Consider the following 23,244-nt stretch of genomic DNA (forward strand, 5'->3'; position numbering starts at 1 on the left):
GCCCGCACCCCCACCCGGCCTCCCATAGCATAAGCTGTCGTTGGGAGGCCGGGTGGGGGTGCGGGCCGGTGCCGCCCCTGTTTCAGCTTTGCTGAAACAGGCCCAAGGCCGCGCTCTTCCCGTTTCCGGAAGCGGCGGGCTATAGCCGCTGCCATGAATCGCCTCCGCGCCATCTTCCTCTTCGCGCTGATCCTGCTTGGCCTCGCCGTTCCGGCCGGCGCGCAGACGCGGATGAACGTGATGCTGGCGGCGGAGACGCAGAGCGTGCGGCCGGGCGAAAGCGTCACGATCGCCTTCGTCATGCGCCCTGCCGCCGGCTGGCACGGCTATTGGCGCAATCCCGGCGATGCGGGCGCCGAGCCGATTGTGCAATGGGGCCTGCCGCCGGGCTGGCAGGCCGGGCCGCTCCAATATCCGGTGCCGGCGCGCAAGACCCTGCTCGGACTGATGAACTATGTGTTCGAGGGCGATTATGCGCTGCTGGCGACGCTGCGGGTGCCGGAGACGGCCGAGCCCGGCGTCACTGTGCCCGTCGATGCCCGGCTCGATTATCTGGTCTGCACGGCGGAATTGTGCGTGCCGGAGACGGCGAACGTCTCGATCGAGCTCCACACCATGCAGCCCGGCGCGCGCGACGCGGCCTTCGAAGGCTTTCGCCGCGCCTTGCCGCGCCCGCTCGGCCAGCCGGCGCGCTTCGCGGTGTCCGGCGATCGGGTGCGCATCGCAGTCCCCTACCCCGCCGCCGCGCCGATCGCCGATCCCTATTTCTTCCCGGCCACGGTCGAGGCGCTGAACCATGCCGCCGCGCAGACCGTCTCGCGCGCGGGCGATTATCTGATCGTCGAGACGGCGGGCGGACGGGCGGCCGCATCGCTCGAAGCGCTCGAAGGCGTGCTGGCGATCGGCGACGGCGCGGGGCTGGAGCTGACCGCCATGCCGGGCGAAGTGCCGGCCAGGGGCAATGTCATAGCGACCACCAGCGGCGACAGCGCGCCTGCCGGTGGCGACATGGCGGGCGGCGGCGCTTCGATCCTGCTCGCCCTGCTCGGTGCGCTGGCCGGCGGCCTCATCCTCAACGTGATGCCCTGTGTCTTCCCGATCCTCAGCCTGAAGGCGCTGAGCCTGGCCCGCGCCGGAGCGGACGAAGGCGCGGCGCGGAGCGAGGCCCTGGCCTATGCGGCGGGCGTGATCGCCGTCTGCCTCGCGCTCGGCGCCGCGCTGCTCGCCCTGCGCGCGGCCGGCGTGGCGGCGGGCTGGGCGTTCCAGTTGCAGGAGCCGCGCGTCATCCTTTTCCTGATGCTGCTTGTCACCGCGATCGCGCTCAATCTCGCCGGGCTGTTCCACCTGCCCGCGCTGGCGGGCGGCGACAAATTGGCCCAGTCCGGCGGCGCGCGCGGCGCCTTCTTCACCGGTGCGCTCGCCGCCTTCGTCGCGACGCCCTGCGTCGGGCCGTTCCTCGGCCTGGCGCTCGGCGCGGCGCTGGTGCTGCCGGCCTGGGCGGCGCTCGCCGTCTTCGCCGGGCTCGGCCTCGGTCTGGCTTTGCCCTTCCTGCTGCTCGGCTTCGTGCCGGCCCTGCGCCGCCGCCTGCCCAAGCCCGGCGCGTGGATGGCGCGCTTCCAGCGCATCCTCTCCATCCCGATGTTCGCGACCGCGCTCGGCCTTTTCTGGGTGCTGGGGCGTCAGGCGGGGGTGGACGGCATGACGCTCGGCCTCGGCGCGGCGATCCTGCTCGGACTCGGCCTGTGGTGGCTCGGGCGGCGGCAGGAAAGCGGGCGCATCTGGCTCGCGCTCGCGCTGGTCGCCGCCGCGGTGCTCGCGCCCATGCCCTTCATCCGGACCGCCGAGGTCGCACCCGCCGGTCCGGACGCACTCGCCTCGGAGCCGTTCAGCGAAGCGCGCTTGGCCGAACTGCGCGCCGCCGGCACGCCGGTCTTCGTCAATTTCACCGCCGACTGGTGCCTCACCTGCAAGGTCAACGAGCGCGCCGCCTTGCATCAGGACGAGACCGCCGCCGCCTTCCGCGCCAAGGGCATCGCGGTGCTGACCGGCGATTGGACGCGCGGCGATGCCGACATCACCCGCTTCCTGGAGCGCCACGGCCGCTCCGGCGTGCCGCTCTATCTCTATTACGCGCCGGGGCGCGAAGCGGAGATATTGCCGCAGATCCTGACGGTCGGCCGGCTCACCGCGTTGGGAAGCTGAGCGGAGGCGATAGGCGGCCAGCGGCCAGCGGGTTGCGCGGCGCGGAAGTTGACGAACCTGACGCTATGTCGGGGAGCATCCCCCCTTCCGCAAGAATATTCATGGTGGAAAGAACAAGAGGGTCGAGGCAAGGGGCCGTAGATCAAGCGCGCTCCGAATCGCGGCGATCCTGACAGGACAAATCCTACATTCCAAGGGCTGCACATGCCGGCGGCCCGGATGTCGGGCTGGCAAAGGCCGAGCCCGCCGCCGCGCGTCGCGTCTCCCTAACGCCGCTCGTTATCCGATTGCCGCGCGGCGGAGACGGCGCGGCCCCAGACCTGCCGGCCGCCCAGCCAGGTTTCCAGCACCTGCGTCTCGCGGATCGCGGTCGGGCTTCCGGCGGTGAAGATGTCGCGGTCGAGGATCACGAAATCGGCCATCCGCCCCGGCTCCAGCGTGCCGATCCGGTCCTCGGCGAAGGAGGCGAAGGCCGCGCCCCGGGTGAAGGCGTCGAACGCCTGTTCCATGCTCAGCCGCTGTTCCGGCATCCATCCGCCCGGCGGCTGGCCCTGCGCGTCCTCGCGGCTCATTGCGGCGGCGAGGCCATGGAACGGATTGGGATCCTCGACCGGGAAGTCGGAGCCGAAGGCGAGCGGCACATCGTTGGCCAGCATCGAGCGCCAGGCATAGGCGCCGCCCAGCCGCTCCATGCCCATCCGGGCCTCGGCCATCCGCCAGTCGGAGGTTTCGTGGACCGGCTGCATCGAGGCGATGATGCCGTGGCGGGCGAAGCGGGACAGGTCGGCCGGATCGACGATCTGGGCATGCTCGATCCGCCACCGCCGGTCGCCGGTATAGGTGGCGGCCAGCTCCTCGATCGCGCCGAGCAGCTCGGCATTGGCCGCGTCGCCGATCGCGTGGACGGCGAGCTGGAAATTGTCCATCGCCGCGCGACTCATCAGATTCTTGAGCATCGTGTCGCCCATCAGCGGCAGCCCGCGCTGGCCGGCGGCGTCGCGATAGTCCGCCTTGAGCCAGGCCCCGCGCGAGCCGAGCGCGCCGTCCAGATAGAGCTTCACGCCGACCATCCTGAGCCGCCCGTCATATAGCCAGGGCGTCGGCCGCGTGCCGGCGATGGCGATCATGTCCTCGACGCTGGAGGCGTAGGAAATGACGCGCACGTTCAATCGCCCGGCATCGCCGGCGCGGCGCATCACGTTCCAGCCCTCCGCGTCGGTGCCCATGTCGGCGACGGCGGTGAGGCCGTTGGCGAGCATGATCTCCTGCGCGCGGGCCAAAGCGCGGTCCTGATGGACCGGCAGCGGCGGCGGCACGATGCGGCCGATGAGCGGCATGGCGGCATCGACGAAGACGCCGCTCGGATTGCGCCCGGTCCGCTCGATCCGCCCGCCGGCCGGCGCCTGCGTCCGGGCGTCGATCTCCGCCTCGCGCATCGCGGCGGTGTTGGCCCATCCGGCATGACCGTCCACCCGGACCAGCCAGACCGGCCGGTCCGGCACCACAGAGTCGAGATCGGCGGCGGTCGGGAAGCGGCCGAGGCCCCAGCGTTCCTGGTTCCAGCCGCGCCCGACGATCCAGCGCGGGGAGGGGTTGGCGGCGGCATATTCGGCGATACGCCGCTGCGCCTCCTCCAGCGAATTGGTGTCGGAAAGGTCCAGGCTGAGCGCGCCGAGCCCGAGACCCATGACATGGCCGTGCGCGTCGATCAGGCCGGGAATGATCGTGCGCCCCTGCCCGTCGAGCAGATAGCGGGGCCGCTCCGGCCGGCGGTCGCCGCGCTGGAGGAGCTGCTTCACCCGCCCTTCGTCGTCGATCACCATGCCGGTGAAGCGGTGCAGCCGCCCGTCCGCGCGCATCGTGTAGCCGTTGATATTGTCCACCAGCGAATCCGCGAGCGCGGGCGCGGCGGCGAGCAGGGCCGCGAGGAGCAGAAGGAAACGCTTCAAGGTTCGAGCCTCCGGATGAGGGAAGAGGTGTCCTGCCGCGCGCCGCCCAGGGCCTGCACGTCGGCATAGAATTGATCGACCAAAGCGGTGAGCGGCAGGCGGGCGCCGTTGGTCCGCGCCTCCTCCAGCGTCAGGCCGAGATCCTTGCGCATCCAGTCCACCGCGAAGCCGAAATCGAATTCGCCCCGGTCCATCGTCGACCAGCGATTGTTCATCTGCCAGCTCTGCGCCGCGCCGCCCGACACCGCCTCGAACACCTTGTCGGCATCGAGCCCGGCGCGATGGGCGAAATGGATCGCCTCGGACAGACCCTGGACCACGCCGGCGATGCAGATCTGGTTGACCATCTTGGTGAGCTGGCCCGCGCCGGCCGCCCCGACATGGACGACCCGCGCCGCATAGGCCTGCATCAGCGGCGTCGCCGCGGCCAGCGCCGCTTCGGTCCCGCCGCACATGATGGAGAGCTTGCCGCTCTCCGCCCCGGCCTGCCCGCCCGAGACCGGCGCATCGACGACCAGCAATCCGCGTGCCGTGCCGTCCTCCGCCAGCCGCCGCGCGATCCGCGCCGAGACGGTGGTATGATCGATGAAGACCGCGCCTTGCGTCATCGCGCCGAACGCGCCGTCGGGGCCGAGCGTCACCTGCGACAGGTCCGGGTCCGCGCCGACGCAGGCGATCACCGCGTCGGCGCCCGCCGCCGCCTCGGCCGCGCTGGCCGCCGCCGCGCCGCCCTGCGCCGCGACCCAGGCGCGCGCTTTATCGGGGCTGCGATTGTAGACGATGAGCTCGTGCCCCGCCCCCGCGAGATGCCGGGCCATCGGCGCGCCCATCACGCCGAGCCCGAGAAAAGCGATCCGTGCCATGCCGGTGGCGATAAGGCCTGTTTGCCGTCCGCGCCAGATGGTCTAGACCTCCCGCCATGGCGAGCCCGGCGCGCGCGACGAACGCGATCATCACTTTTCCGGATATCGAGGCGGCCGCCGCGCGGATCGCAGGCGCCGTCATGCGCACGCCCACCATGCGCAGCGCGGTCCTGTCCGAGCGCACCGGCGCGGACGTCTTCCTCAAATTCGAGAATCTCCAGCATACCGGCGCCTACAAGGAGCGCGGCGCGCTCAACAAATTGCTGCTGCTCGATCCCGAGATGCGGGCGCGGGGCGTGATCGCCGCCTCGGCCGGCAACCATGCCCAGGCGGTGGCCTGGCACGCCCGGCGGCTCGGCGTGCCCGCCGTGATCGTGATGCCGAAAACGACGCCGACGGTGAAGATCAGCCAGACCGAGGCGCATGGCGCCGAGGTCGTGCTGCACGGCGAATTGTTCGACGAGGCCTATGCCGAGGCACTGCGCCTCGCCGAGGCGCGCGGCCTCACCTTCGTCCATCCGTTCGACGATCCGGCGGTGATGGCGGGGCAGGGAACGGTGGCGCTGGAATTGCTCGCCGACGCACCCGATCTCGATACGCTGATCGTCCCGATCGGCGGCGGCGGCCTGATCGCCGGCATCGCGACGGCGGCCAAGGCGCTGAAGCCCGGCATCGCGGTGATCGGCGCGCAGGCCGAGCTCTATCCCAGCATGTATGCCCGGATCGCCGGCAAGGAAGCGACATGCGGCGGCGACACGATCGCCGAGGGCATCGCGGTGAAGGCGCCGGGCGAGGAAACGGCGCGGATCATCGCCGAGGTCGTCGACGACATCCTGCTGGTCGGCGAGCGCGAGATCGAACATGCGATCAGCCTGCTCGTGCGTGCCGCCAGGACCGTGACGGAAGGGGCGGGCGCCACCGGGCTCGCCGCCTTGCTGGCCCATCCCGAACGCTTCGCCGGCCGCCGTGTCGGCCTGGTCCTCAGCGGCGGCAATATCGACACGCACCTGCTCGCCAATGTGCTGCTGCGCGATCTCGTCCGCTCCGGCCGGCTGACGCGCTTGCGCATCCATCTGCAGGACCGGCCGGGCGCGCTGGTCGCGGTGATGAAGATCTTCTCGGCCTGCCAGGTCAACATCGTCGAGATCAATCACCAGCGCGTCTTCACCTCGCTGCCGGCCAAGGACGCGGCGATCGAGGTTGCTTGCGAAGCCCGCGACGCGGCCCAGATCGAAAGGCTGATCGCGACGCTCGCCGAGGAAGGCTACAAGGCCCAGACGGTAGCAATCGATTAGCGTCCGTCCCGCCTTGATACGTCCTGCGCGGCCCGTCTGCCCGCCCTTTCCAAGCCCCTGGCCAGGGCTCATAAAGACCGCAGCAACCGCCGAGCCGCCGGAGTCGAATTGAGCGCACCCTTCCGCTTTCCGCGTTTCTTCGTGACGACGCCGTCGCCCTGTCCCTATGTGACAGGCCGGACGGAGCGGAAGGTCTTCACCGAGCTGACCGGCCCCCATGCCGGCGATCTCAATGACGCGCTCGGCCGGATCGGCTTTCGCCGCAGCCAGAACGTCGCCTATCGCCCGTCCTGCCTGGGCTGCACCGCCTGCGTCTCGGTCCGTGTCATCGCCGGCGAGTTCCGGCCGAGCGCGACCCAGCGCAAGACATTGAAGCGCAACGCCGATCTGGAGGTCACCGCCTGCAAGGCGTGGGCGACGGAGGAGCAATATGACCTGCTCCGCCGCTATCTGCGCCAGCGCCATCCCGAAGGCGGCATGGTCGACATGGACGAGCACGACTTCGCCGACATGGTCGAGCAGAGCCCGGTCCGCACCTATATCGTCGAATATCGCGAGCCTTCGGAGAACGGGCGCCCCGGCCGTCTGGTCGGCGCCTGCCTGACCGACCAGCAGGCCGACGGCCTCAGCATGATCTACAGCTTCTTCGAGCCGGACAGCGACCGGCGGTCCGGTCTCGGCACCTATATCATCCTCGATCATATCGTCCGGGCGGGGCGGGCGAACCTGCCCTATGTCTATCTCGGCTACTGGGTCGAGGAATCGAAGCGCATGGCCTACAAATCGCGCTTCCGCCCGCTCGAGAAGCTCGGTCCCGGCGGCTGGCGCCGCTTCGATCCCGAGCAGCGCGAACTGGCCTTCTAGGCTCGTCAGCCCGACGCTTTTGAATTAGCCTCTGTGCTCCACGATCGGGGGGCGAGGCATGCGGGGTTCCTATGTCTGGCGGGTGCTGGAGCAGGCGCGGACGCTCAATCTTCGCGACGATCGCGAAGCGCCGGCCCGGCCCGGCGGCGACGGCATCACCCGGCGGCGCGTGCTCGCCGCGCTCGGGGGCGGCGCGGGCGCGCTGCTGTTGCCGCGCATGCCGGCCTTCGCGCAGGCGCCGCCGCGCATCGTCGTGGTCGGCGGCGGGCTCGCCGGGCTGAGCGCGCTTGACACCCTGGCATCGCGGGGCGTCGCCGCGACGCTCTACGAAGCGCGCGGCGCGGTCGGCGGGCGCACCCGCAGCGTCGCCGGCGTGTTCGGCGAAGGCTTCGCGTTCGACGAGGGCGGCCAGCTCGTGAACAGCGATCATGCGGACATGATCCGCCTGATCCGCCGCTTCGGCCTCAGGCTGGTCGATCGCAAGGCGTTCGGCGCCTATCACGAGGTGCAGATCGGCCGCGACGGGCGCGCCGTTCCCGAAGCGCGCCTCGCCCGGGCGCTGCGCGGCATCGCGGCGCAAATCACGGCGGATTCGGATCGGCTGGACGAGGATTACGAAAGCGTGGCGCGCGAGATCGACGCGCTTTCCGTCGCCGACTATCTCGACCGCCACGGCCTCGCCGCCGGTGACGCGCGCGATGCACTGGAGGCCGGCATCCGCACCGAATATGGCGCCGAGCCGCACGAGGCCTCGGCGCTGGAGCTGATCTTCAATCTGCCGACGGTCGATGGCGCGCGGCTGACCCGCATCGGCCTGTCCGACGAGCGCTATCTGGTCTCCGGCGGCACCGACCAGATCGCCCGCGCGCTGGGCCGCCAGCACGAAGCGGCGATCCGGCTCAACAAAAGGCTGGCGTCGCTCGACGTCTCAGGCCCCGGCGTGCGTCTCGCCTTCGCCGATGGCGAGGAGGTCGCCGCCGATCGCGTCATCCTCGCGCTGCCCGCCCCGCTGATCCGCGAGGTCAGGATCGAAGGCGAGGTGCCGCCACTCTGGCGCGCGCTGATCGACGAGGTGCGGCTGGGGCGCAACGAGAAGCTGGTGGTCGGCTATTCCGACACGAGCTGGCGCCGCACGATCGGCTTCGGCGGCGCGCTCTGGGCCGGCCAGCCCTTCGCCGCCGGCTGGGACGCGGTCTCGCTCTCGCCGGCCGAGAGCGGGCCGGGGGCGCTCTGCTATTTCCTCGGCGGCGATCAGGTCGATGCCGCCGCCGCGTCCGAAAGCGCCGCGCTCGCCGCTTCCTGCCACGCCGCCGCGCGCCGCGTCCTGCCCGGCCTCGCCGCGCCCAACGGCATCGTCCGCCGCACCCGCTGGTGCGACGATCCGCTGACCAGGGGCGCCTATGTCAATTACCGCCCCGGCCAGATCACCCGCTTCGGCGAACTGATGAGCGTCGAGGAGGACGGCGAGGTTCGCGCCAGCGGCTTCGGCCCGGTCCATCTCGCCGGCGAATGGCTGTCCGATGCCTGGCCCGGATACATGAACGGCGCCGTCCAGACCGGCCGGCTGGCGGCCGAAGCCGTGCTGGCAGGGGCGTCGGTCTCCGCCTAGCCCGTCAGCTCCCGCATGAAGGGCGGATCGGGGATGGCCGCGGTGGCGTCGTGGAGCAGATCGCCCCAGCGCGCCGACAGATCGTCGAAATAGGCGTCATCCTGGCCGATCCGGCGGGTCAGCACCTTCGCCCCAGGCGCGGTCGGCATCACGATCAGGTCGAGCGGCCGCGCCACGGCGAGGTTGGAGCGGATCGAGGAATCGAAGGACAGGAAAGCGATCTTCATCGCCTCGCCCAGGCTGGTCGCGGGCTTGATCGTCCGGTCCAGGATCGGCCGGCCATATTTGGTCTCGCCGATCTGCATGAACGGCACGTCCGGCTTGCACTCGATGAAATTGCCCGCCGAATAGATGAGGTAGAGCGCCGGCGGATTGTCGCCGATCCGCCCGCCGAGCAGGATCGAGGAGGCGCCGCTGATCTTGATCGAGGCGAGCGCCTTGCCGACCGTCTCGTTGGCGAGCTGGACCGCCTCCCCGACGAGCTGGGCAGCGCGGAACATGCTGGTCGGCTCGTTGATCGTGCGCAGCATCCCGGCATCGTCGTCGCTCGGCAACCCTTCGCGCAGCAGGCTGATCACCGTCTGGGTGGTCGAAAGATTGCCGGCCGAGGCGGCGAAAATGCAGCGGTCGGGCGCATCGACCAGGCAATGCAGCTTGCGGAAGGAGGAGATGTCGTCGACCCCCGCATTGGTGCGCGTGTCGGCGATCAGGATCAGCCCGGCGTCGAGCAGCATGCCAAGACAATAGGTCATCCGTCTTTCAGCACCCCTTCGCGCGCTCAGTTCTGGGCCTGGGCCTGGGCCTGCGCGGCAATATCGTTGATGCGCACTTCTACGGCCATATCCTCCGCGCCGCCACCGGAACGTGCGCCCGCCACCGGCGCCGCGCCCAGATAGTCCAGCGCGCAGGCGACGCGGACATAGGCATCGTCGGTGCAGATGCCGTTGACCGGATCGAAGCCGACCCAGCCCAGATCCTCCACCCAGCCTTCGGCCCAGGCATGGCCGGCCTCCTGCGCATGATCGCCGTCGCGCCGGAACAAATGGCCGGAGACGTAGCGCGCCGGGATGCCGATCCGGCGCGCCGCGGCGATGAAGATGTGGGTGAAATCCTGGCACACGCCATGGCCTTCGGCGCAGGCTCGCTCGGCGGCCGTGTCCACGGCCGTCGCCTCGGTGTCGAAGCGCAGGTCGTCGTAAAGGCGGGCGGCGAGCCGGTGAAGCCGGTCGAGCGCGCTCCCGCCGGCGCCGGCAATGCCTTCCGCCAGCGCGTCGATGGCGGGGCCGGCTTCGGTGAGCGGCGTCGAGCGCGCGAAGACCTGGGGCGGCAAATCGTGGGCGAGGCCCTGGGCGATGCCGGCCCGGTCCTCGGTCAGCACCTTGCCGGCCACGGTCAGCCGCAGCGTCTGCACCGGCCGGTCGACATAGAGCATGTGGGTGATGTTGCCGAAGCCGTCGCGGCCCTCGCGCAGCCGGACGTCGCAATCGGCGTCGATCCGCCAGTCGAGCACGCTCTGCCCGGCGAAGCTGGGCGGCGTCACGCGCAGGAGCTGGATCACCCGGCGGACCGGCTCGGCATAGGAATAAGCGGTGGTGTAGCGGACGGAAAGCTGCATCAGGCGAACCGGAATTGCTGGGCGACGGCCTGGTCCAGCGCCGCATTCTCGCCGATATAGAGCTGCAGCCATTCGTGCAGCCCCTCCTGAAACACTTTCGAGATCGCGAGATCGCCGATCCGGCCCAGCCGCTGGCGGGCCAGCCGGTCGGCGGGGCCCTGCCGGCCCGAGCGGGCGGCGAGATGGCCGAGCAGGTCCACCGTCTCGGCCGCCGAGGCGGCGAGCGAGCGCGGCATCTCGTCGCGGAAGATCAGGAAGTCGGCGACCAGCCAGGGCTGCAGCGCCTCGCGGTAGATGTGGCGATAGGCGGTCTTGGCCGAGACGATCTGGAGGATCGTCGTCCACTGGTCCCGGTCGAGCGCGCCGCCCACTTCCTGCCCCGGCGGGAGGAGGAGATAATATTTGACGTCGAGCAGGCGGGCGGTGTTGTCGCCGCGCTCGATCGCGGCGCCGAGGTGGAGGAACCACAGGCCCTCGCTGCGCAGCATCCGCGCCACCGCGCCCTCGAAGCCGCGTATCTCGGCCTTCAGCCCGTCGACCAGATTCAGGGTCGCCTGCGCGCCGCCGGGGCTGGCGCGGTCGCGGATCAACAGCCAGGCGCGGTTGATCGCCTCCCAGGCCTCGACGGTGAGCGCGGTGCGCGCGGCGCGGGCATTGTCGCGTGCCGCAGCGAGGCAGGAGCGGATCGCGCTCGGATTGTCCTCGCTCAGGGTCAGGTGGCGCCGGGCGTTCATCGCGCTGAACCCCTCGCCGGACGCCGCGAAGGCATCGAAGGCGCCGACCACGCGCAGCGCGCTCGCCCAGGCCTGGTCGCCCTCGTCATGGTCGCCGAGCGCGCTCAGCCGGATCGTCGCCTCGACGAGCCGGGTGATGAACTCGGCCCGCTCCATGTAGCGGCCGATCCAGTAGAGGCTGGCGGCGGTGCGCGCGAGCATCAGCTCTCCCCGTCCGCCTCGAGGACGAAGCTGTCCTTGGTGCCGCCGCCCTGGCTGGAATTGACCACCAGCGAGCCCTTGCGCAGCGCCACGCGGGTGAGGCCGCCCGGCACGATCGAGACGCCGTGCGCGCCGCTCAGCACGAACGGGCGGAAATCGACATGGCGCGGCGCCAGGCCGGCCTCGGTGAAGGTCGGCACGGTGGAGAGCGCGAGCGTCGGCTGGGCGATATAGCGGTGCGGTTCCGCCTTCAGCGCGGTGCGGAAGGTCTCGATCTCCTCGGCGCTCGCGGTCGGGCCGACCAGCATGCCGTAGCCGCCCGAACCGTCGACCAGCTTCACCACCAGCTCGCCGAGATGATCGAGCGTGTATTGGAGCGCCTGCGGCTCGCGGCAGCGCCAGGTCTCGACATTGGGCAGCTTCGCGTCCTCGCCGGTATAGTAACGCACGATTTCCGGCATGTAGGAATAGATCGCCTTGTCGTCGGCAATGCCGGTGCCCGGCGCGTTGGCGAGGGTGACGTTGCCGGCCAGATAGGCCGCCATCAGCCCCGGCACGCCGAGCGCGGATTCGGGATTGAAGACGAGCGGGTCGAGAAAGGCGTCGTCGATCCGCCGGTAGATGACGTCGACCCGCACCCGCCCGTCGATCGTGCGCATCCAGACCACGTCGTCGTCGACCTCCAGGTCGCCGCCCTCGACCAGCTCGATGCCCATATTGTCGGCAAGGAAGCTGTGCTCGTAGAAGGCGGAATTGTAATGGCCGGGAGTCAGCAGCACGCAGGTCGGCTCGCGCGCGCCGTCCGGGGCGACCGAATAGAGCGTCTCGCGCAGCAGTTCCGGATAGGAATCGACCGGCGCCACCGGCAGCGCCTCGAACAGCTCCGAGCACAGCCGCAGCATCGCGTCGCGATTCTCCAGCATGTAGGAGACGCCCGACGGGGTGCGGGCATTGTCCTCCAGCACGAAGAAATCGTCCGGCCCGGTCCGCACCATGTCGATTCCGCAGATATGGGCATAGACGCCGTGCGGCGGCCGCGCGCCGGCGACGGCGGCGCAATATTGCGGATTGGCGAGGACGATGTCGGCGGGCAGCGTGCCATCGGCGAGGATGCGCCGCGCGCCATAGACGTCGTCGATGAAGGCGTTGATCGCCCGCACCCGCTGCTCCAGCCCTTCGGCCAGGCGCGCCCATTCGGCGGCGGAGAAGATGCGGGGCACGATGTCGAACGGGATGATCCGCTCGGCCGCTTCCGCTTCACCATAGACGGCGAAGGTGATGCCGAGGCTGCGGAAGGCGGTTTCGGCGGCCTGCTGGCGGCGCTCCAGCTCGGAAAGCGGGGTTTCGGCCAGCCAGCCGGCGAGCGGCTCGAAGCCCGCGCGCGGGGTCTTGCGCCGGCTCGCGCCCCACAATTCGTCGAAGGCGACCCTGTTACCCATGCACCTCGCAGCCCGAACGCGGCTGCCTGCGAAGATGCACCAATTCGCGCCGCCCGCAAACGCGTTTTTGCGATGCAACATGGGCTGGGCGGGATGGACTTGCCCCGGCCCCCGGCCTAGCCTCGATCGTCATGACGACCGAGCTTGTTGTGCTGGCCTGGGGATGCGTGCTCGCGCTGGTCCACATTTTCGCCGCCGTCCGGGTCAAGACGCGGCAATATGGCACGAAATGGAATATGGGCGCGCGCGACGAGGACCTGCCGCCGCCCGAACCGCTGGTCGGCCGGCTCGCCCGCGCCCAGGCCAATTATTTCGAGACCTTTCCGGTGATGATCGCGGCGGTGCTGATCGTCACGGTCGCCGGCCTGGCCAGCCAGTGGACGGCGATCGGCGCCTGGCTCTGGCTCGGCGCGCGGGTGATCTACCTGCCGCTTTACGCGATCGGCGTGCCGGTGGTGCGCACCCTGGCATTTTTCGCCAGCATGGCCGGCATTGGCATGGTGCTCTGGCCGGCGTTGGCGGCGGGGTTCTAACCCCTGCAAAAAACCGGCGCCCGTGTCGCCACGGACGCCGGCCTTGCCAAGCGCTTGCGCCTATGGGTCAGGCGACGGCCGCCGCCTCGGCCTCTTCGGGTTCGCGCAGCACATAGCCGCGGCCCCAGACCGTCTCGATATAATTGTCGCCGCTGCAGGCGAGGGAGAGCTTTTTCCTGAGCTTGCAGATGAAGACGTCGATGATCTTCAGCTCCGGCTCGTCCATGCCGCCATAGAGGTGGTTGAGGAACATTTCCTTGGTGAGCGTCGTGCCCTTGCGGAGCGAAAGCAGCTCCAGCATCGCATATTCCTTGCCGGTCAGGTGCACGCGGGCGCCGTCCACCTCGACCGTCTTGGCGTCGAGATTGACCGCCAGCTTGCCGGTACGGATGACCGATTGCGAATGGCCCTTCGAGCGGCGGACGATGGCGTGGATGCGCGCGATCAGCTCGTCGCGGTGGAACGGCTTGGTGACGTAATCGTCGGCGCCGAAGCCCAATGCCCGGACCTTCGAATCCAGCTCGCTGACGCCGGAAAGGATCAGCACCGGGGTGCCGACCTTGGCCGTGCGCAGCTTCTTCAGCACGTCATAGCCGTGCATGTCCGGCAGGTTGAGGTCCAGACAGATGATGTCGTAGTCGTAGAGCTTGCCGAGGTCCAAGCCCTCCTCGCCGAGGTCCGTCGTATAGACGTTGAACCCCTCCGTGGAGAGCATGAGCTCGATGGCCTTCGCCGTCGTCGGCTCGTCTTCGATCAGCAGCACGCGCATGAAATCGTCCTCCTGTCGTCGGGACGGACCAGCGGCCCCTTCATCGCCCCACGCAGTTCATTAACCTTTAGAGATGTGAACGCAAAAGGTTAATTTGATGTTAATGCGATGGAATCGTTGAAAAAGCGTAATGAAGGCGGCGCGGCCGTACTGGCGGCGATTCGCGGGAGGCGGGTTTGATTCAGGACAAGGTCCTTTTCATCGACGGCGAAGCGATCGTCCTCGACAAGCCGGCGGGGCTCGCCGTCCATCCCGGCACGCGCACGCCGGAGAGCCTGGAGGATTATCTGCGCCACCTGCGCTTCGGCTTCCGGCGCGAGCCGCTGCCGGTCCACCGGCTCGATCGCGACACGTCCGGTTGCCTGCTGCTCGCCCGCAATCCCAAGGCGCACAAGGCGTTCCAGCGCGCGTTCGAGGAGAAGCGCGTCGGCAAGACATATGTCGCGGTGCTGGACGGCGTGCCGGCGGCGGAAAGCGGGGCGATCGATCTCGCGCTCGGCAAGACCTCGACGGCCGAGGCGGGCTGGCGGATGGTGCCGGACGAAGCGGGCAAGGCGGCGGTGACGCACTGGCGGATCGCGGCGGTGCGGGACGGCCGCGCGGTGATCGTCTTCACGCCGGAAACCGGGCGGACCCACCAGATCCGCGTCCACGCCGCCTCCGGCATCGGCCTGCCCATTTCCGGCGATCCGGTCTATGGCAGGGGCAAGGGGCCGATGCTGCTCCACGCCTTGTCTTTGCGCGTCGAGCGCGGTGCCAAGCCGCCGATCGAGGCGACCGCGCCGCTGCCGCCGACCTTCCTCAATGCCGGGTTCGACGATGTCGGACTATGAGCTTCCCGAAGCGGCGCTGAGCGAGACCTTCCTCGCCGCGACCGGGCCGGGCGGGCAGAACGTCAACAAGGTGGCGACGGCGGTGCAGCTGCGCTGCGACGTGTTCCTCCTAGGGCTCGCGCCGCACGTCTATCAGCGGCTCAAGGAGGTGGCCGGCAGCCGGATGACCGACGGCGGCGAGATCGTCATCACCGCGCGCAGCCACCGCACCCGCGAGGCCAATCGCGAGGACGCGCGCGCCCGGCTGGCGGAGCTGATCGCGAAGGCCCATATCCGCCCGCAGCGGCGGGTGAAGACCAGGCCGAGCAAATCGGCCAAGGCGAAGCGCGTCGATACGAAGAAGCAGCGCGGTTCCGTGAAGCAGGGGCGCGGGAAGGTAAGGCTGGACTGATATCCCCTCCCCGGCAAATGCCGGGGAGGAAGGTGAGGACGAAAGCATGTACGACTTCAGGATCGAGGCGGCCGACAAGTCCGCGCTCTACCGCGCGCTGACCGAAGCCGCCGATGCGCTCACCGCCGGCGAGCCGGACGGCATCGCCAACATGGCCAATGTCGCGGCCCTGCTGTGGGAAAGCCTGCCCGATCTCAACTGGGCCGGCTTCTACCGCAATGTCGGGGGGGAACTGGTGCTCGGCCCGTTTCAGGGCCGTCCCGCCTGTATCCGCATCCCGTTCGGCACGGGCGTATGCGGCGCGGCGGCGGCGACGCGCGAGGTACAGTGCGTGGCGGACGTCCACGCCTTTCCCGGTCATATCGCCTGCGACGCCGCCAGCCGCTCGGAGCTGGTCGTGCCGATCGTCGTTGGCGACGGGCTGATCGGCGTGCTCGATCTCGACAGCCCGCTGCCCGCCCGCTTCGACGACGCGGACGTGGCGGGCTGCGCCGAACTGGCGCGGCGTCTCGCCGGCCGGCTCGGCTGAAGCCGGAATTTCAGGCCAGCCGGTCCAGCGCCTCGTCGCCCAGAGTGGCGGGAATGATGATCAGCGGGCAGGGCAGGTTCGCCGCCGCCGATCCGGCGAAATGGCCGATCAGCGGCCCGGGCGCGCCGGTCGCCGCCGTCGCCAGGACCAAAGCGGCGATATCGTCGCGTTCCTTCAGCAATTCGGTGATCGCCTTGGCGGAATCGCCCTGCTTGACGGTGATCGACGGCTTGATGCCCGCTTCCTCGGCGATCGTGCCGGAGGCTTCGGCCAGCATCGCTTCGGCGCGCAGCTTCGCCTCCTCCTCCATCGCCGCCTGGACGGCGCCCCATTGCGAGAATTCCGCCTGCTCGACCAGCGCCAGGATATCCACCCCGCCGCCGGTCCGCGCGGCGCGGCGCGCGGCGAAGCGCAGGGCGGCGCGGGATTCCTTCGTCCCGTCCATCACCACCAGATAAGAGCGCATTGCGTCTCCCGAAATCGCGTCGCGTCAGCGCCGGACGGTGCGCCAGATCGGGGCCGCGCACAAGCCTCCCCCTTCGACAGCTTCGGACAGGCCTTGACCGGAAGCGGTCCGATGCTGTTTGGACAGGGTTTGCGGCCGCGCGCGAACAGGAAAGCCTCTTCTCATGCCGATCGAACTCAAGATGCCCGCTTTGTCTCCGACCATGGAGGAAGGCACGCTCGCCAAATGGCTGGTGAAGGAGGGCGACACGGTCGCCTCCGGCGATGTGCTGGCGGAGATCGAGACCGACAAGGCGACGATGGAGTTCGAGGCGGTGGATGAGGGCACGATCGCGAAGATCGTGATCGCCGAGGGCACGGACGGCGTGAAGGTCGGCGAGGTGATCGCGCTGATCGCGGAAGAGGGCGAGGACGCCTCCGCCGCCGCAGCCCCCGCGCCCAAGACCGAAGCGAAGAAGGAAGAGCCCAAGGCCGAAGCACCGGCACCGGCGCCTGCACCCAAGGAAGAGCCGAAGGCCGAAGCACCGTCTCCCGCGCCTGCCCCTGCTGCCAAATCCGCCGATGGCGACCGGGTGAAAGCGAGCCCGCTGGCCCGCCGCCTCGCCGAGGCGCAGGGTATCGACCTCGCCGGCCTCAGCGGCACCGGCCCGGGCGGGCGGATCGTCAAGGCCGATATCGAATCCGCGTCCGGCAAGGCGCCGGCAAAAGCGCCCGAAGCCGCGCCTGCCGTCACACCTTCGGCCGCCGTCGCCGCGCCCGCCGCGTTCGACACCGAAATCCCGCACGAAGCGGTCAAGCTTTCCAACATGCGCAAGACGATCGCGCGCCGCCTGACCGAGGCGAAGCAGACCATCCCGCATATCTACCTCACAGTGGACGTGCGCCTCGACGCGCTGCTGAAGCTGCGCAGCCAGCTCAACGCCAGTCTCGAAGCGCGCGGCGTGAAGCTCAGCGTCAACGACATGCTGATCAAGGCGCTGGCCGTCGCTTTGATCGAGGTGCCGGAATGCAATGTCTCGATCTCGGGCGATCAGCTCTTCAAATATAACCGCGCCGACATCTCGGTCGCCGTCTCGATTCCCGGCGGGCTGATCACCCCGATCATCCAGGGCGCGAACACCAAGGCGCTCAGCGCCATCGCCACCGAGATGAAGGACCTCGCCGCGCGCGCCCGCGAGGGCAAGCTGCAGCCGCACGAATATCAGGGCGGCACCGCGAGCATCTCCAACATGGGCATGTACGGCATCACCCAGTTCGACGCGGTCATCAATCCGCCCCAGGCGATGATCATGGCGATCGGCGCGGGCGAGAAGCGCCCCACCGTGATTGACGACAGCCTCCAGATCGCCACGATCATGAGCGTCACCGGCAGCTTCGACCACCGCGCCATCGACGGCGCCGACGGCGCGCGGCTGATGCAGACGTTCAAGAAGCTCGTCGAGGATCCGATGGGGATGCTGGCATGAACGGCCCCTCTCCCCTTGCGGGAGAGGGGTTGGGGAGAGGGGATATTTCTCATCCGACGCCGAAGCTCCTTCGTCAGCGCGCCAAGGCAATGCGCAGCGCGCCGACGGACGCGGAGCAGAAGCTGTGGACGATCCTGCGTGCAAAGCGACTGGCGGATTACAAGTTCAAGCGGCAGGTTCCGATCGACCATTACATTGCCGATTTCGTCTGCTTGCGACAGCGTGTGGTTGTCGAGGCTGATGACGGACAGCATGGCGCGTCGTTGGATGCCACGCGTGACGCGTATCTCCGCGATCAGGGCTTCCGGATTCTTCGGTTCTGGAACAACGATATTCTGACCAACGAAGAGGGCGTGAGCCGGCAAATCCTCGATGCGCTGGAATCCCCTCTCCCCAACCCCTCTCCCGCAGAGGGGAGAGGGGCTAAAGGAGTTTCCCATGCCTGACACCTACGATCTCATCGTCCTCGGCTCCGGGCCCGGCGGCTATGTGGGGGCGATCCGCGCGAGCCAGCTCGGGCTCAAGGTCGCGATCGTCGAGCGGGAGCGGTTGGGCGGCATCTGCCTCAATTGGGGCTGCATCCCGACCAAGGCGCTACTCAGGACCAGCGAAATCTATCACTACATGACCCATGCCGCCGCCTACGGCCTCACCGTCGAGAAGCCCGGCTTCGATCTTCCCGCCGTGGTGCAGCGCAGCCGCAAGGTCGCCGATCAGCTCAATGCCGGCGTCAAGGGGCTGATGAAGAAGCACAAGATCACGGTTTACGAGGGCGACGGCGCGCTGGCGGGGAAGGGCAGGCTGACCGTCACCAAGGACGGCAAGAAAACCGAGCTGGCGGCGAAGAACATCATCGTCGCGACCGGCGCGCGGGCCCGCGATCTGCCCTTCGCCAAGGCGGACGGCGAGCGGATCTGGACCTATCGCCATGCGCTGGTGCCCAAGGAGATGCCGAAGAAGCTGCTCGTCATCGGCTCCGGCGCGATCGGGGTCGAGTTCGCCAGCTTCTATGCCGATCTCGGCGCGGAGGTGACGATCGTCGAGATGCTGCCGCGCATTCTCCCCGTCGAGGACGAGGAGGTCTCCGCCTTCGTCCACAAGGCCTTCGAGAAGCAGGGGATGAAGATCCAGGTGGGCGCCGGCGTCGAGAAGCTGGAGACGTCCAAATCGGGCGTGAAGGCGACGATCAAGGGCAAGGACGGCAAGAGCGAGACGAGCGAATATAGCCACGTCATCGTCGCCGTCGGCATCGTGCCGAACACCGAGAATATCGGGCTGGAGGCGCTCGGCGTGAAGACCGATCGCGGCCATATCGTCGTCGACGGCTATGGCCGCACCAATGTCGACGGCATCCTCGCTTTCGGCGACGTGACCGGCCCGCCCTGGCTCGCCCACAAGGCGATGCACGAGGCGGTGGTCTGCGTCGAGAAGCTGGCCGGCGTGAAGGACGTCCACGCCTTCACCAGCGGTAACATTCCCGGCTGCACCTATTCGCGCCCGCAGGTCGCCAGCGTCGGCCTGACCGAGGCGAAGGCGAAGGAGGCCGGCTACAAGGTGAAGGCCGGCAAATTCCCGGCGATCGGCAACGGCAAGGCGATCGCGCTGGGCGAGGCCGAGGGCTTCATCAAGACCGTGTTCGACGAGGCGACCGGCGAATTGCTCGGCGCCCACATGGTCGGCGCGGAAGTCACCGAGCTGATCCAGGGCTACACCATCGCCCGCGAGCTGGAGACGACCGAGCTGGAGCTGATGGGCACCACCTTCCCGCATCCGACGCTCAGCGAAATGATGCACGAGAGCGTGCTGGCGGCTTATGGAAGGCCGCTGCATATCTGAAGGCTGCAACCGGCATTTCCGCCGCTCGTTTGAGGTGCCATGCCTGGGCTCGACAAGGACAACGTGTATCGCGAATTCGCCGAGGTGGTGAACATGACACCGGCCGAGTTGGAAGAATGGCTCAAGACCGACGAAAGCCGCAAGGTCGGCTGGAAGGGGCGGGACGGCACGGCCGCCGAAAGCGTCGGTCATGCTTCGGGGCGGCGGATCGTCGCGATCCTCGGCAGGCGGCCGGACGAACTGACCGACGACGATTACGCCCATATGCGCAAGGTGGTCGGCTATGTGCGCCGCCATCTCGCCCAGCGACCGGAGAATCAGGTCACGTCGCGTTGGCGCTACAGCCTGATGAACTGGGGGCACGACCCCATCGCCGATCGCGCGGGCGTCGCGCCGTGTCCCCCGAAGCTACCCCGTTGACCCTTTCCGCCCTCGCCGCTATAGGCCGCGTCGCTCGCGGGCCGGTCATGGAGTCTCATCCAGGCACCGTCCCAGGCGGGCGTTTTTAGAGCTGAACGCTGCTGCAATATGGAGCAAGGGCCTGGGGGGCCGGATAGGCCGCCGGGCTTCTTGCGCATTTTGTGTTGCAGTAGAGTAACTTAGGTGAAGGGTTCCAATGCCGACGATCAACCAGCTGATCCGCAAGGGTCGCGAGCCGCAGAAGGCCAAGTCCAAGGTCCCTGCGATGGAGCAGAATCCGCAGAAGCGCGGCGTCTGCACCCGAGTCTACACCACCACCCCGAAGAAGCCGAACTCGGCGCTGCGCAAGGTCGCCAAGGTGCGCCTGACCAACCAGCGCGAGGTCATCAGCTACATTCCGGGCGAGGGCCACAACCTGCAGGAGCACAGCGTCGTGCTGATCCGCGGCGGCCGTGTGCGCGACCTTCCGGGCGTGCGCTACCATGTGCTGCGCGGCGTGCTCGACACGCAGGGCGTCAAGGACCGCAAGCAGAGCCGTTCCAAATACGGCGCCAAGCGTCCGAAGTAAGGGGAGACCAGAGCAATGTCCCGTCGTCGTCGCCCCGAGAAGCGCGAAATCCTCCCCGATCCGAAGTTCGGGGATGTCGTCCTGTCGAAGTTCATGAACAACATCATGCTCGACGGCAAGAAGTCCACCGCCGAAGGCATCGTCTATGGCGCGCTCGACAATGTCGAATCGCGTGCCAAGAAGGATCCGATCGGCGTGTTCCATGAGGCGCTCAACAATGTGAAGCCGGGCATCGAGGTCCGCTCCCGCCGGGTCGGCGGCGCGACCTACCAGGTGCCGGTCGAGGTGCGTCCGGAGCGCGCCCAGGCGCTCGCCATCCGCTGGCTGATCTCCGCCGCGCGCGCCCGGTCCGAAAAGACCATGGCGGGCCGCCTGTCCGGCGAGCTGCTCGACGCGTCGAGCAATCGCGGCAACGCGGTCAAGAAGCGCGAGGACACGCACCGCATGGCCGAGGCGAACCGCGCCTTCAGCCACTACCGCTGGTAAGACAGACACCTATATTGTGGGGAGCCGGATCGCCCGGCTCCCCGCATCGCTAAGGAATTACGACATGGCCCGCAGCCATCCGCTCGAACGCTATCGCAATATCGGCATCATGGCCCACATCGATGCCGGCAAGACGACCACGACCGAGCGCATCCTCTATTATACCGGCAAGTCCTACAAGATCGGCGAGGTCCATGAGGGCACCGCCACGATGGACTGGATGGAGCAGGAGCAGGAGCGCGGCATCACGATCACGTCGGCCGCGACGACCTGCGTGTGGAAGGCGGAAGAGGGCCAGGGCCCCGAGCACCGCATCAACATCATCGACACGCCCGGCCACGTCGACTTCACGATCGAGGTCGAACGTTCGCTGCGCGTGCTCGACGGCGCGGTCGCCTGTTTCGACGGCGTTGCCGGCGTCGAGCCGCAGTCCGAGACCGTGTGGCGTCAGGCCGACAAGTACGGCGTGCCGCGCATGTGCTTCATCAACAAGCTCGACCGCACCGGTGCCAATTTCGACTATTGCGTCGACTCGATCGTCGAGCGTCTCGGCGCGACCCCGGCCGTCCTCTATCTGCCGATCGGCCTTGAGAGCGATTTCAAGGGCCTGGTCGATCTGGTCGAGCAGCGCGCGATCATCTGGCTCGAGGAGAGCCTGGGCGCGAAGTTCGAATATCAGGACATTCCGGAAGAGCTGAAGGCCAAGGCCGCCGCCGCCCGCGAGAAGCTCGTCGAGCTCGCCGTCGAGCAGGACGACGACGCGATGGAAGCCTATCTGGAGGGCAACGAGCCGGACGTCGCGACGCTGAAGGCGCTGATCCGCAAGGGCACGCTCGCCATGGCGTTCGTGCCGGTGGTGTGCGGCTCGGCGTTCAAGAACAAGGGCGTGCAGCCGTTGCTCGACGCGGTGATCGACTATCTGCCGAGCCCGCTCGACGTTCCCGCCATCAAGGGCGTCAAGCTCGACGGCGAGACCGAGGACTCGCGCCCGTCGTCCGACGACGCGCCGTTCGCGGCGCTGGCGTTCAAGATCATGAACGATCCGTTCGTCGGCTCGCTGACCTTCGCGCGCATCTATTCGGGCAAGCTCGCCAAGGGCTCCTACCTGAACTCGGTGAAGGACAAGGACGAGAAGATCGGCCGCATGCTGCTCATGCATGCGAACAGCCGCGAGGATATCGACGAGGCCTTTGCCGGCGACATCGTCGCGCTCGCGGGCCTCAAGGAGACCACGACCGGCGACACGCTCTGCGCGAAGTCGGCGCCGATCATCCTCGAGCGGATGGAATTCCCCGAGCCGGTGATCGAGCTTTCCGTCGAGCCGAAGACCAAGGCCGACCAGGAGAAGATGGGCATCGCGCTCAACCGCCTGGCCGCCGAGGATCCCTCGTTCCGCGTGTCGACCGATCACGAATCGGGCCAGACCATCATCAAGGGGATGGGCGAGCTCCACCTCGAGATCCTGGTCGATCGCATGAAGCGCGAGTTCAAGGTCGAGGCCAATGTCGGCGCGCCGCAGGTCGCCTATCGCGAATATCTGAAGAAGCCGGTCGAGCTGACCTACACCCACAAGAAGCAGTCGGGCGGCTCCGGCCAGTTCGGCGAGGTGAAGGTCAAGGTCAGCCCGGGCGAGCGCGGCTCCGGCTTCGTCTTCGTCGACGAGGTCAAGGGCGGCAACATCCCGCGCGAATATATCCCGTCGGTAGAGAAGGGCATGCGCGAGACCGCCGAGACCGGTTCGCTGATCGGCTTCCCGATCGTCGACATCGAGGTGCACCTGATCGACGGCAAGTATCACGACGTCGACTCGTCGGCGCTCGCGTTCGAGATCACGGGCCGCGCCGCGATGCGCGAAGCGGCGCAGAAGGCCGGCATCACGATCCTCGAGCCGATCATGAAGGTTGAGATCGTGACCCCGGAAGACTATCTGGGCGACGTGATCGGCGATCTGAACAGCCGTCGCGGCCAGATCCAGGGTACGGACAGCCGCGGCAATGCCCAGGTCGTCGAGGCGATGGTGCCGCTTGCGAATATGTTCGGCTACGTTAATGAGCTTCGCTCCTTCACGCAGGGACGCGCTCAGTACACGATGCAGTTCTCGCATTATGATGAAGTGCCGGCGAACGTCGCCGAAGAGGTGAAATCGAAGCTCGCCTGAGCGTGCTTCCTTGAACGTG

The 23,244-nt window shown here is 68.3% G+C and carries 23 protein-coding genes; 15 read left to right on the forward strand and 8 right to left on the reverse strand.

Features of this window, described 5'->3' with window-relative positions; translation table 11 throughout:
• The first annotated feature begins 153 nt into the window (after positions 1-153).
• Positions 154-2,202, forward strand: coding sequence for a thioredoxin family protein (locus tag KF780_05590; protein ID MBX3561268.1), 2,049 nt, complete (start codon positions 154-156; stop codon positions 2,200-2,202).
• Between the two features lie 266 nt (positions 2,203-2,468).
• Here KF780_05590 and KF780_05595 read toward each other — a convergent pair whose 3' ends face one another.
• Positions 2,469-4,061, reverse strand: coding sequence for an amidohydrolase (locus KF780_05595; GenBank protein ID MBX3561269.1), 1,593 nt, complete (start codon positions 4,059-4,061; stop codon positions 2,469-2,471).
• 86 nt (positions 4,062-4,147) lie between these two features.
• Positions 4,148-5,014, reverse strand: coding sequence for an NAD(P)-dependent oxidoreductase (locus KF780_05600; GenBank protein MBX3561270.1), 867 nt, complete (start codon positions 5,012-5,014; stop codon positions 4,148-4,150).
• 56 nt (positions 5,015-5,070) lie between these two features.
• On the opposite strand from KF780_05600, the gene KF780_05605 reads away from it, so the two are divergent.
• The 3 genes from KF780_05605 (at position 5,071) to KF780_05615 (ending at position 8,782) form a co-directional block, all read left to right on the forward strand.
• Complete coding sequence (locus KF780_05605; GenBank protein ID MBX3561271.1) at positions 5,071-6,309, forward strand: threonine ammonia-lyase; 1,239 nt, start codon at positions 5,071-5,073, stop codon at positions 6,307-6,309.
• 108 nt (positions 6,310-6,417) lie between these two features.
• Entirely contained in the window at positions 6,418-7,173 is a 756-nt protein-coding gene (locus KF780_05610; GenBank protein ID MBX3561272.1) for an arginyltransferase, read from the forward strand.
• A 58-nt stretch (positions 7,174-7,231) separates the two neighbouring features.
• Positions 7,232-8,782, forward strand: a complete 1,551-nt coding sequence (locus KF780_05615) for an FAD-dependent oxidoreductase (protein MBX3561273.1) — start codon at positions 7,232-7,234, stop codon at positions 8,780-8,782.
• Here the strand turns inward: KF780_05615 and KF780_05620 are convergent.
• From KF780_05620 to KF780_05635, 4 genes are read right to left on the reverse strand one after another with little or no spacing between them, the layout of a single operon-like run.
• Positions 8,779-9,534, reverse strand: coding sequence for a peptidase (locus KF780_05620; protein ID MBX3561274.1), 756 nt, complete (start codon positions 9,532-9,534; stop codon positions 8,779-8,781). The genes KF780_05615 and KF780_05620 overlap by 4 nt on opposite strands.
• A 26-nt stretch (positions 9,535-9,560) precedes the next feature.
• Positions 9,561-10,397 (reverse strand): transglutaminase family protein, encoded by an 837-nt coding sequence (locus tag KF780_05625; protein ID MBX3561275.1) that lies wholly within the window; start codon positions 10,395-10,397, stop codon positions 9,561-9,563.
• Positions 10,397-11,332 carry an alpha-E domain-containing protein gene (locus KF780_05630; protein ID MBX3561276.1) on the reverse strand — a complete coding sequence of 312 codons (936 nt, stop codon included), beginning with the start codon at positions 11,330-11,332 and terminating at the stop codon, positions 10,397-10,399. Before KF780_05630 ends, KF780_05625 begins: the two co-directional genes overlap by 1 nt.
• Entirely contained in the window at positions 11,332-12,771 is a 1,440-nt protein-coding gene (locus KF780_05635) for a circularly permuted type 2 ATP-grasp protein (protein MBX3561277.1), read from the reverse strand. Before KF780_05635 ends, KF780_05630 begins: the two co-directional genes overlap by 1 nt.
• Positions 12,772-12,902: 131 nt before the next feature.
• Here KF780_05635 and KF780_05640 point away from each other — a divergent pair, with 131 nt between their 5' ends.
• A complete protein-coding gene (locus tag KF780_05640) occupies positions 12,903-13,304 on the forward strand; it encodes an MAPEG family protein (GenBank protein MBX3561278.1) in 402 nt (133 codons plus the stop codon).
• Positions 13,305-13,371: 67 nt separating this feature from the next.
• On the opposite strand, the gene KF780_05645 is transcribed toward KF780_05640, so the two are convergent.
• Entirely contained in the window at positions 13,372-14,073 is a 702-nt protein-coding gene (locus KF780_05645) for a response regulator transcription factor (protein MBX3561279.1), read from the reverse strand.
• Between the two features lie 176 nt (positions 14,074-14,249).
• On the opposite strand from KF780_05645, the gene KF780_05650 reads away from it, so the two are divergent.
• Genes KF780_05650 through KF780_05660 form a run of 3 tightly spaced genes read left to right on the forward strand, consistent with a single transcriptional unit; the run spans position 14,250 to position 15,826 of the window.
• Complete coding sequence (locus tag KF780_05650; GenBank protein MBX3561280.1) at positions 14,250-14,906, forward strand: RNA pseudouridine synthase; 657 nt, start codon at positions 14,250-14,252, stop codon at positions 14,904-14,906.
• On the forward strand, positions 14,893-15,297 hold the full coding sequence (gene arfB / locus KF780_05655; protein ID MBX3561281.1) for an aminoacyl-tRNA hydrolase: 405 nt from the start codon (positions 14,893-14,895) through the stop codon (positions 15,295-15,297). Before KF780_05650 ends, arfB begins: the two co-directional genes overlap by 14 nt.
• Positions 15,298-15,343: 46 nt before the next feature.
• Positions 15,344-15,826 (forward strand): GAF domain-containing protein, encoded by a 483-nt coding sequence (locus KF780_05660; GenBank protein ID MBX3561282.1) that lies wholly within the window; start codon positions 15,344-15,346, stop codon positions 15,824-15,826.
• 10 nt (positions 15,827-15,836) lie between these two features.
• Here the strand turns inward: KF780_05660 and KF780_05665 are convergent, their stop codons facing one another.
• Positions 15,837-16,292, reverse strand: a complete 456-nt coding sequence (locus KF780_05665) for a universal stress protein (GenBank protein ID MBX3561283.1) — start codon at positions 16,290-16,292, stop codon at positions 15,837-15,839.
• Between the two features lie 163 nt (positions 16,293-16,455).
• Here KF780_05665 and KF780_05670 point away from each other — a divergent pair, with 163 nt between their 5' ends.
• The 7 genes from KF780_05670 to fusA all read left to right on the forward strand — a co-directional run bounded on the left by KF780_05670 (position 16,456) and on the right by fusA (position 23,225).
• Positions 16,456-17,757 (forward strand): pyruvate dehydrogenase complex dihydrolipoamide acetyltransferase, encoded by a 1,302-nt coding sequence (locus KF780_05670; protein MBX3561284.1) that lies wholly within the window; start codon positions 16,456-16,458, stop codon positions 17,755-17,757.
• A complete protein-coding gene (locus tag KF780_05675) occupies positions 17,754-18,203 on the forward strand; it encodes an endonuclease domain-containing protein (protein MBX3561285.1) in 450 nt (149 codons plus the stop codon). Before KF780_05670 ends, KF780_05675 begins: the two co-directional genes overlap by 4 nt.
• Positions 18,196-19,593, forward strand: a complete 1,398-nt coding sequence (gene lpdA / locus KF780_05680; GenBank protein MBX3561286.1) for a dihydrolipoyl dehydrogenase — start codon at positions 18,196-18,198, stop codon at positions 19,591-19,593. The genes KF780_05675 and lpdA overlap by 8 nt, the downstream gene beginning before the upstream one ends.
• A 39-nt stretch (positions 19,594-19,632) precedes the next feature.
• On the forward strand, positions 19,633-20,013 hold the full coding sequence (locus tag KF780_05685; protein ID MBX3561287.1) for a DUF3140 domain-containing protein: 381 nt from the start codon (positions 19,633-19,635) through the stop codon (positions 20,011-20,013).
• 196 nt (positions 20,014-20,209) lie between these two features.
• Positions 20,210-20,581, forward strand: a complete 372-nt coding sequence (rpsL, locus tag KF780_05690) for a 30S ribosomal protein S12 (GenBank protein ID MBX3561288.1) — start codon at positions 20,210-20,212, stop codon at positions 20,579-20,581.
• Positions 20,582-20,596: 15 nt separating this feature from the next.
• Positions 20,597-21,067, forward strand: coding sequence for a 30S ribosomal protein S7 (gene rpsG / locus KF780_05695; GenBank protein ID MBX3561289.1), 471 nt, complete (start codon positions 20,597-20,599; stop codon positions 21,065-21,067).
• Between the two features lie 64 nt (positions 21,068-21,131).
• Complete coding sequence (gene fusA / locus KF780_05700) at positions 21,132-23,225, forward strand: elongation factor G (protein MBX3561290.1); 2,094 nt, start codon at positions 21,132-21,134, stop codon at positions 23,223-23,225.
• Positions 23,226-23,244: the final 19 nt, after the last annotated feature.

It is taken from the genome of Sphingomonas sp. (genome assembly GCA_019635535.1).
GTDB lineage: Bacteria > Pseudomonadota > Alphaproteobacteria > Sphingomonadales > Sphingomonadaceae > Allosphingosinicella.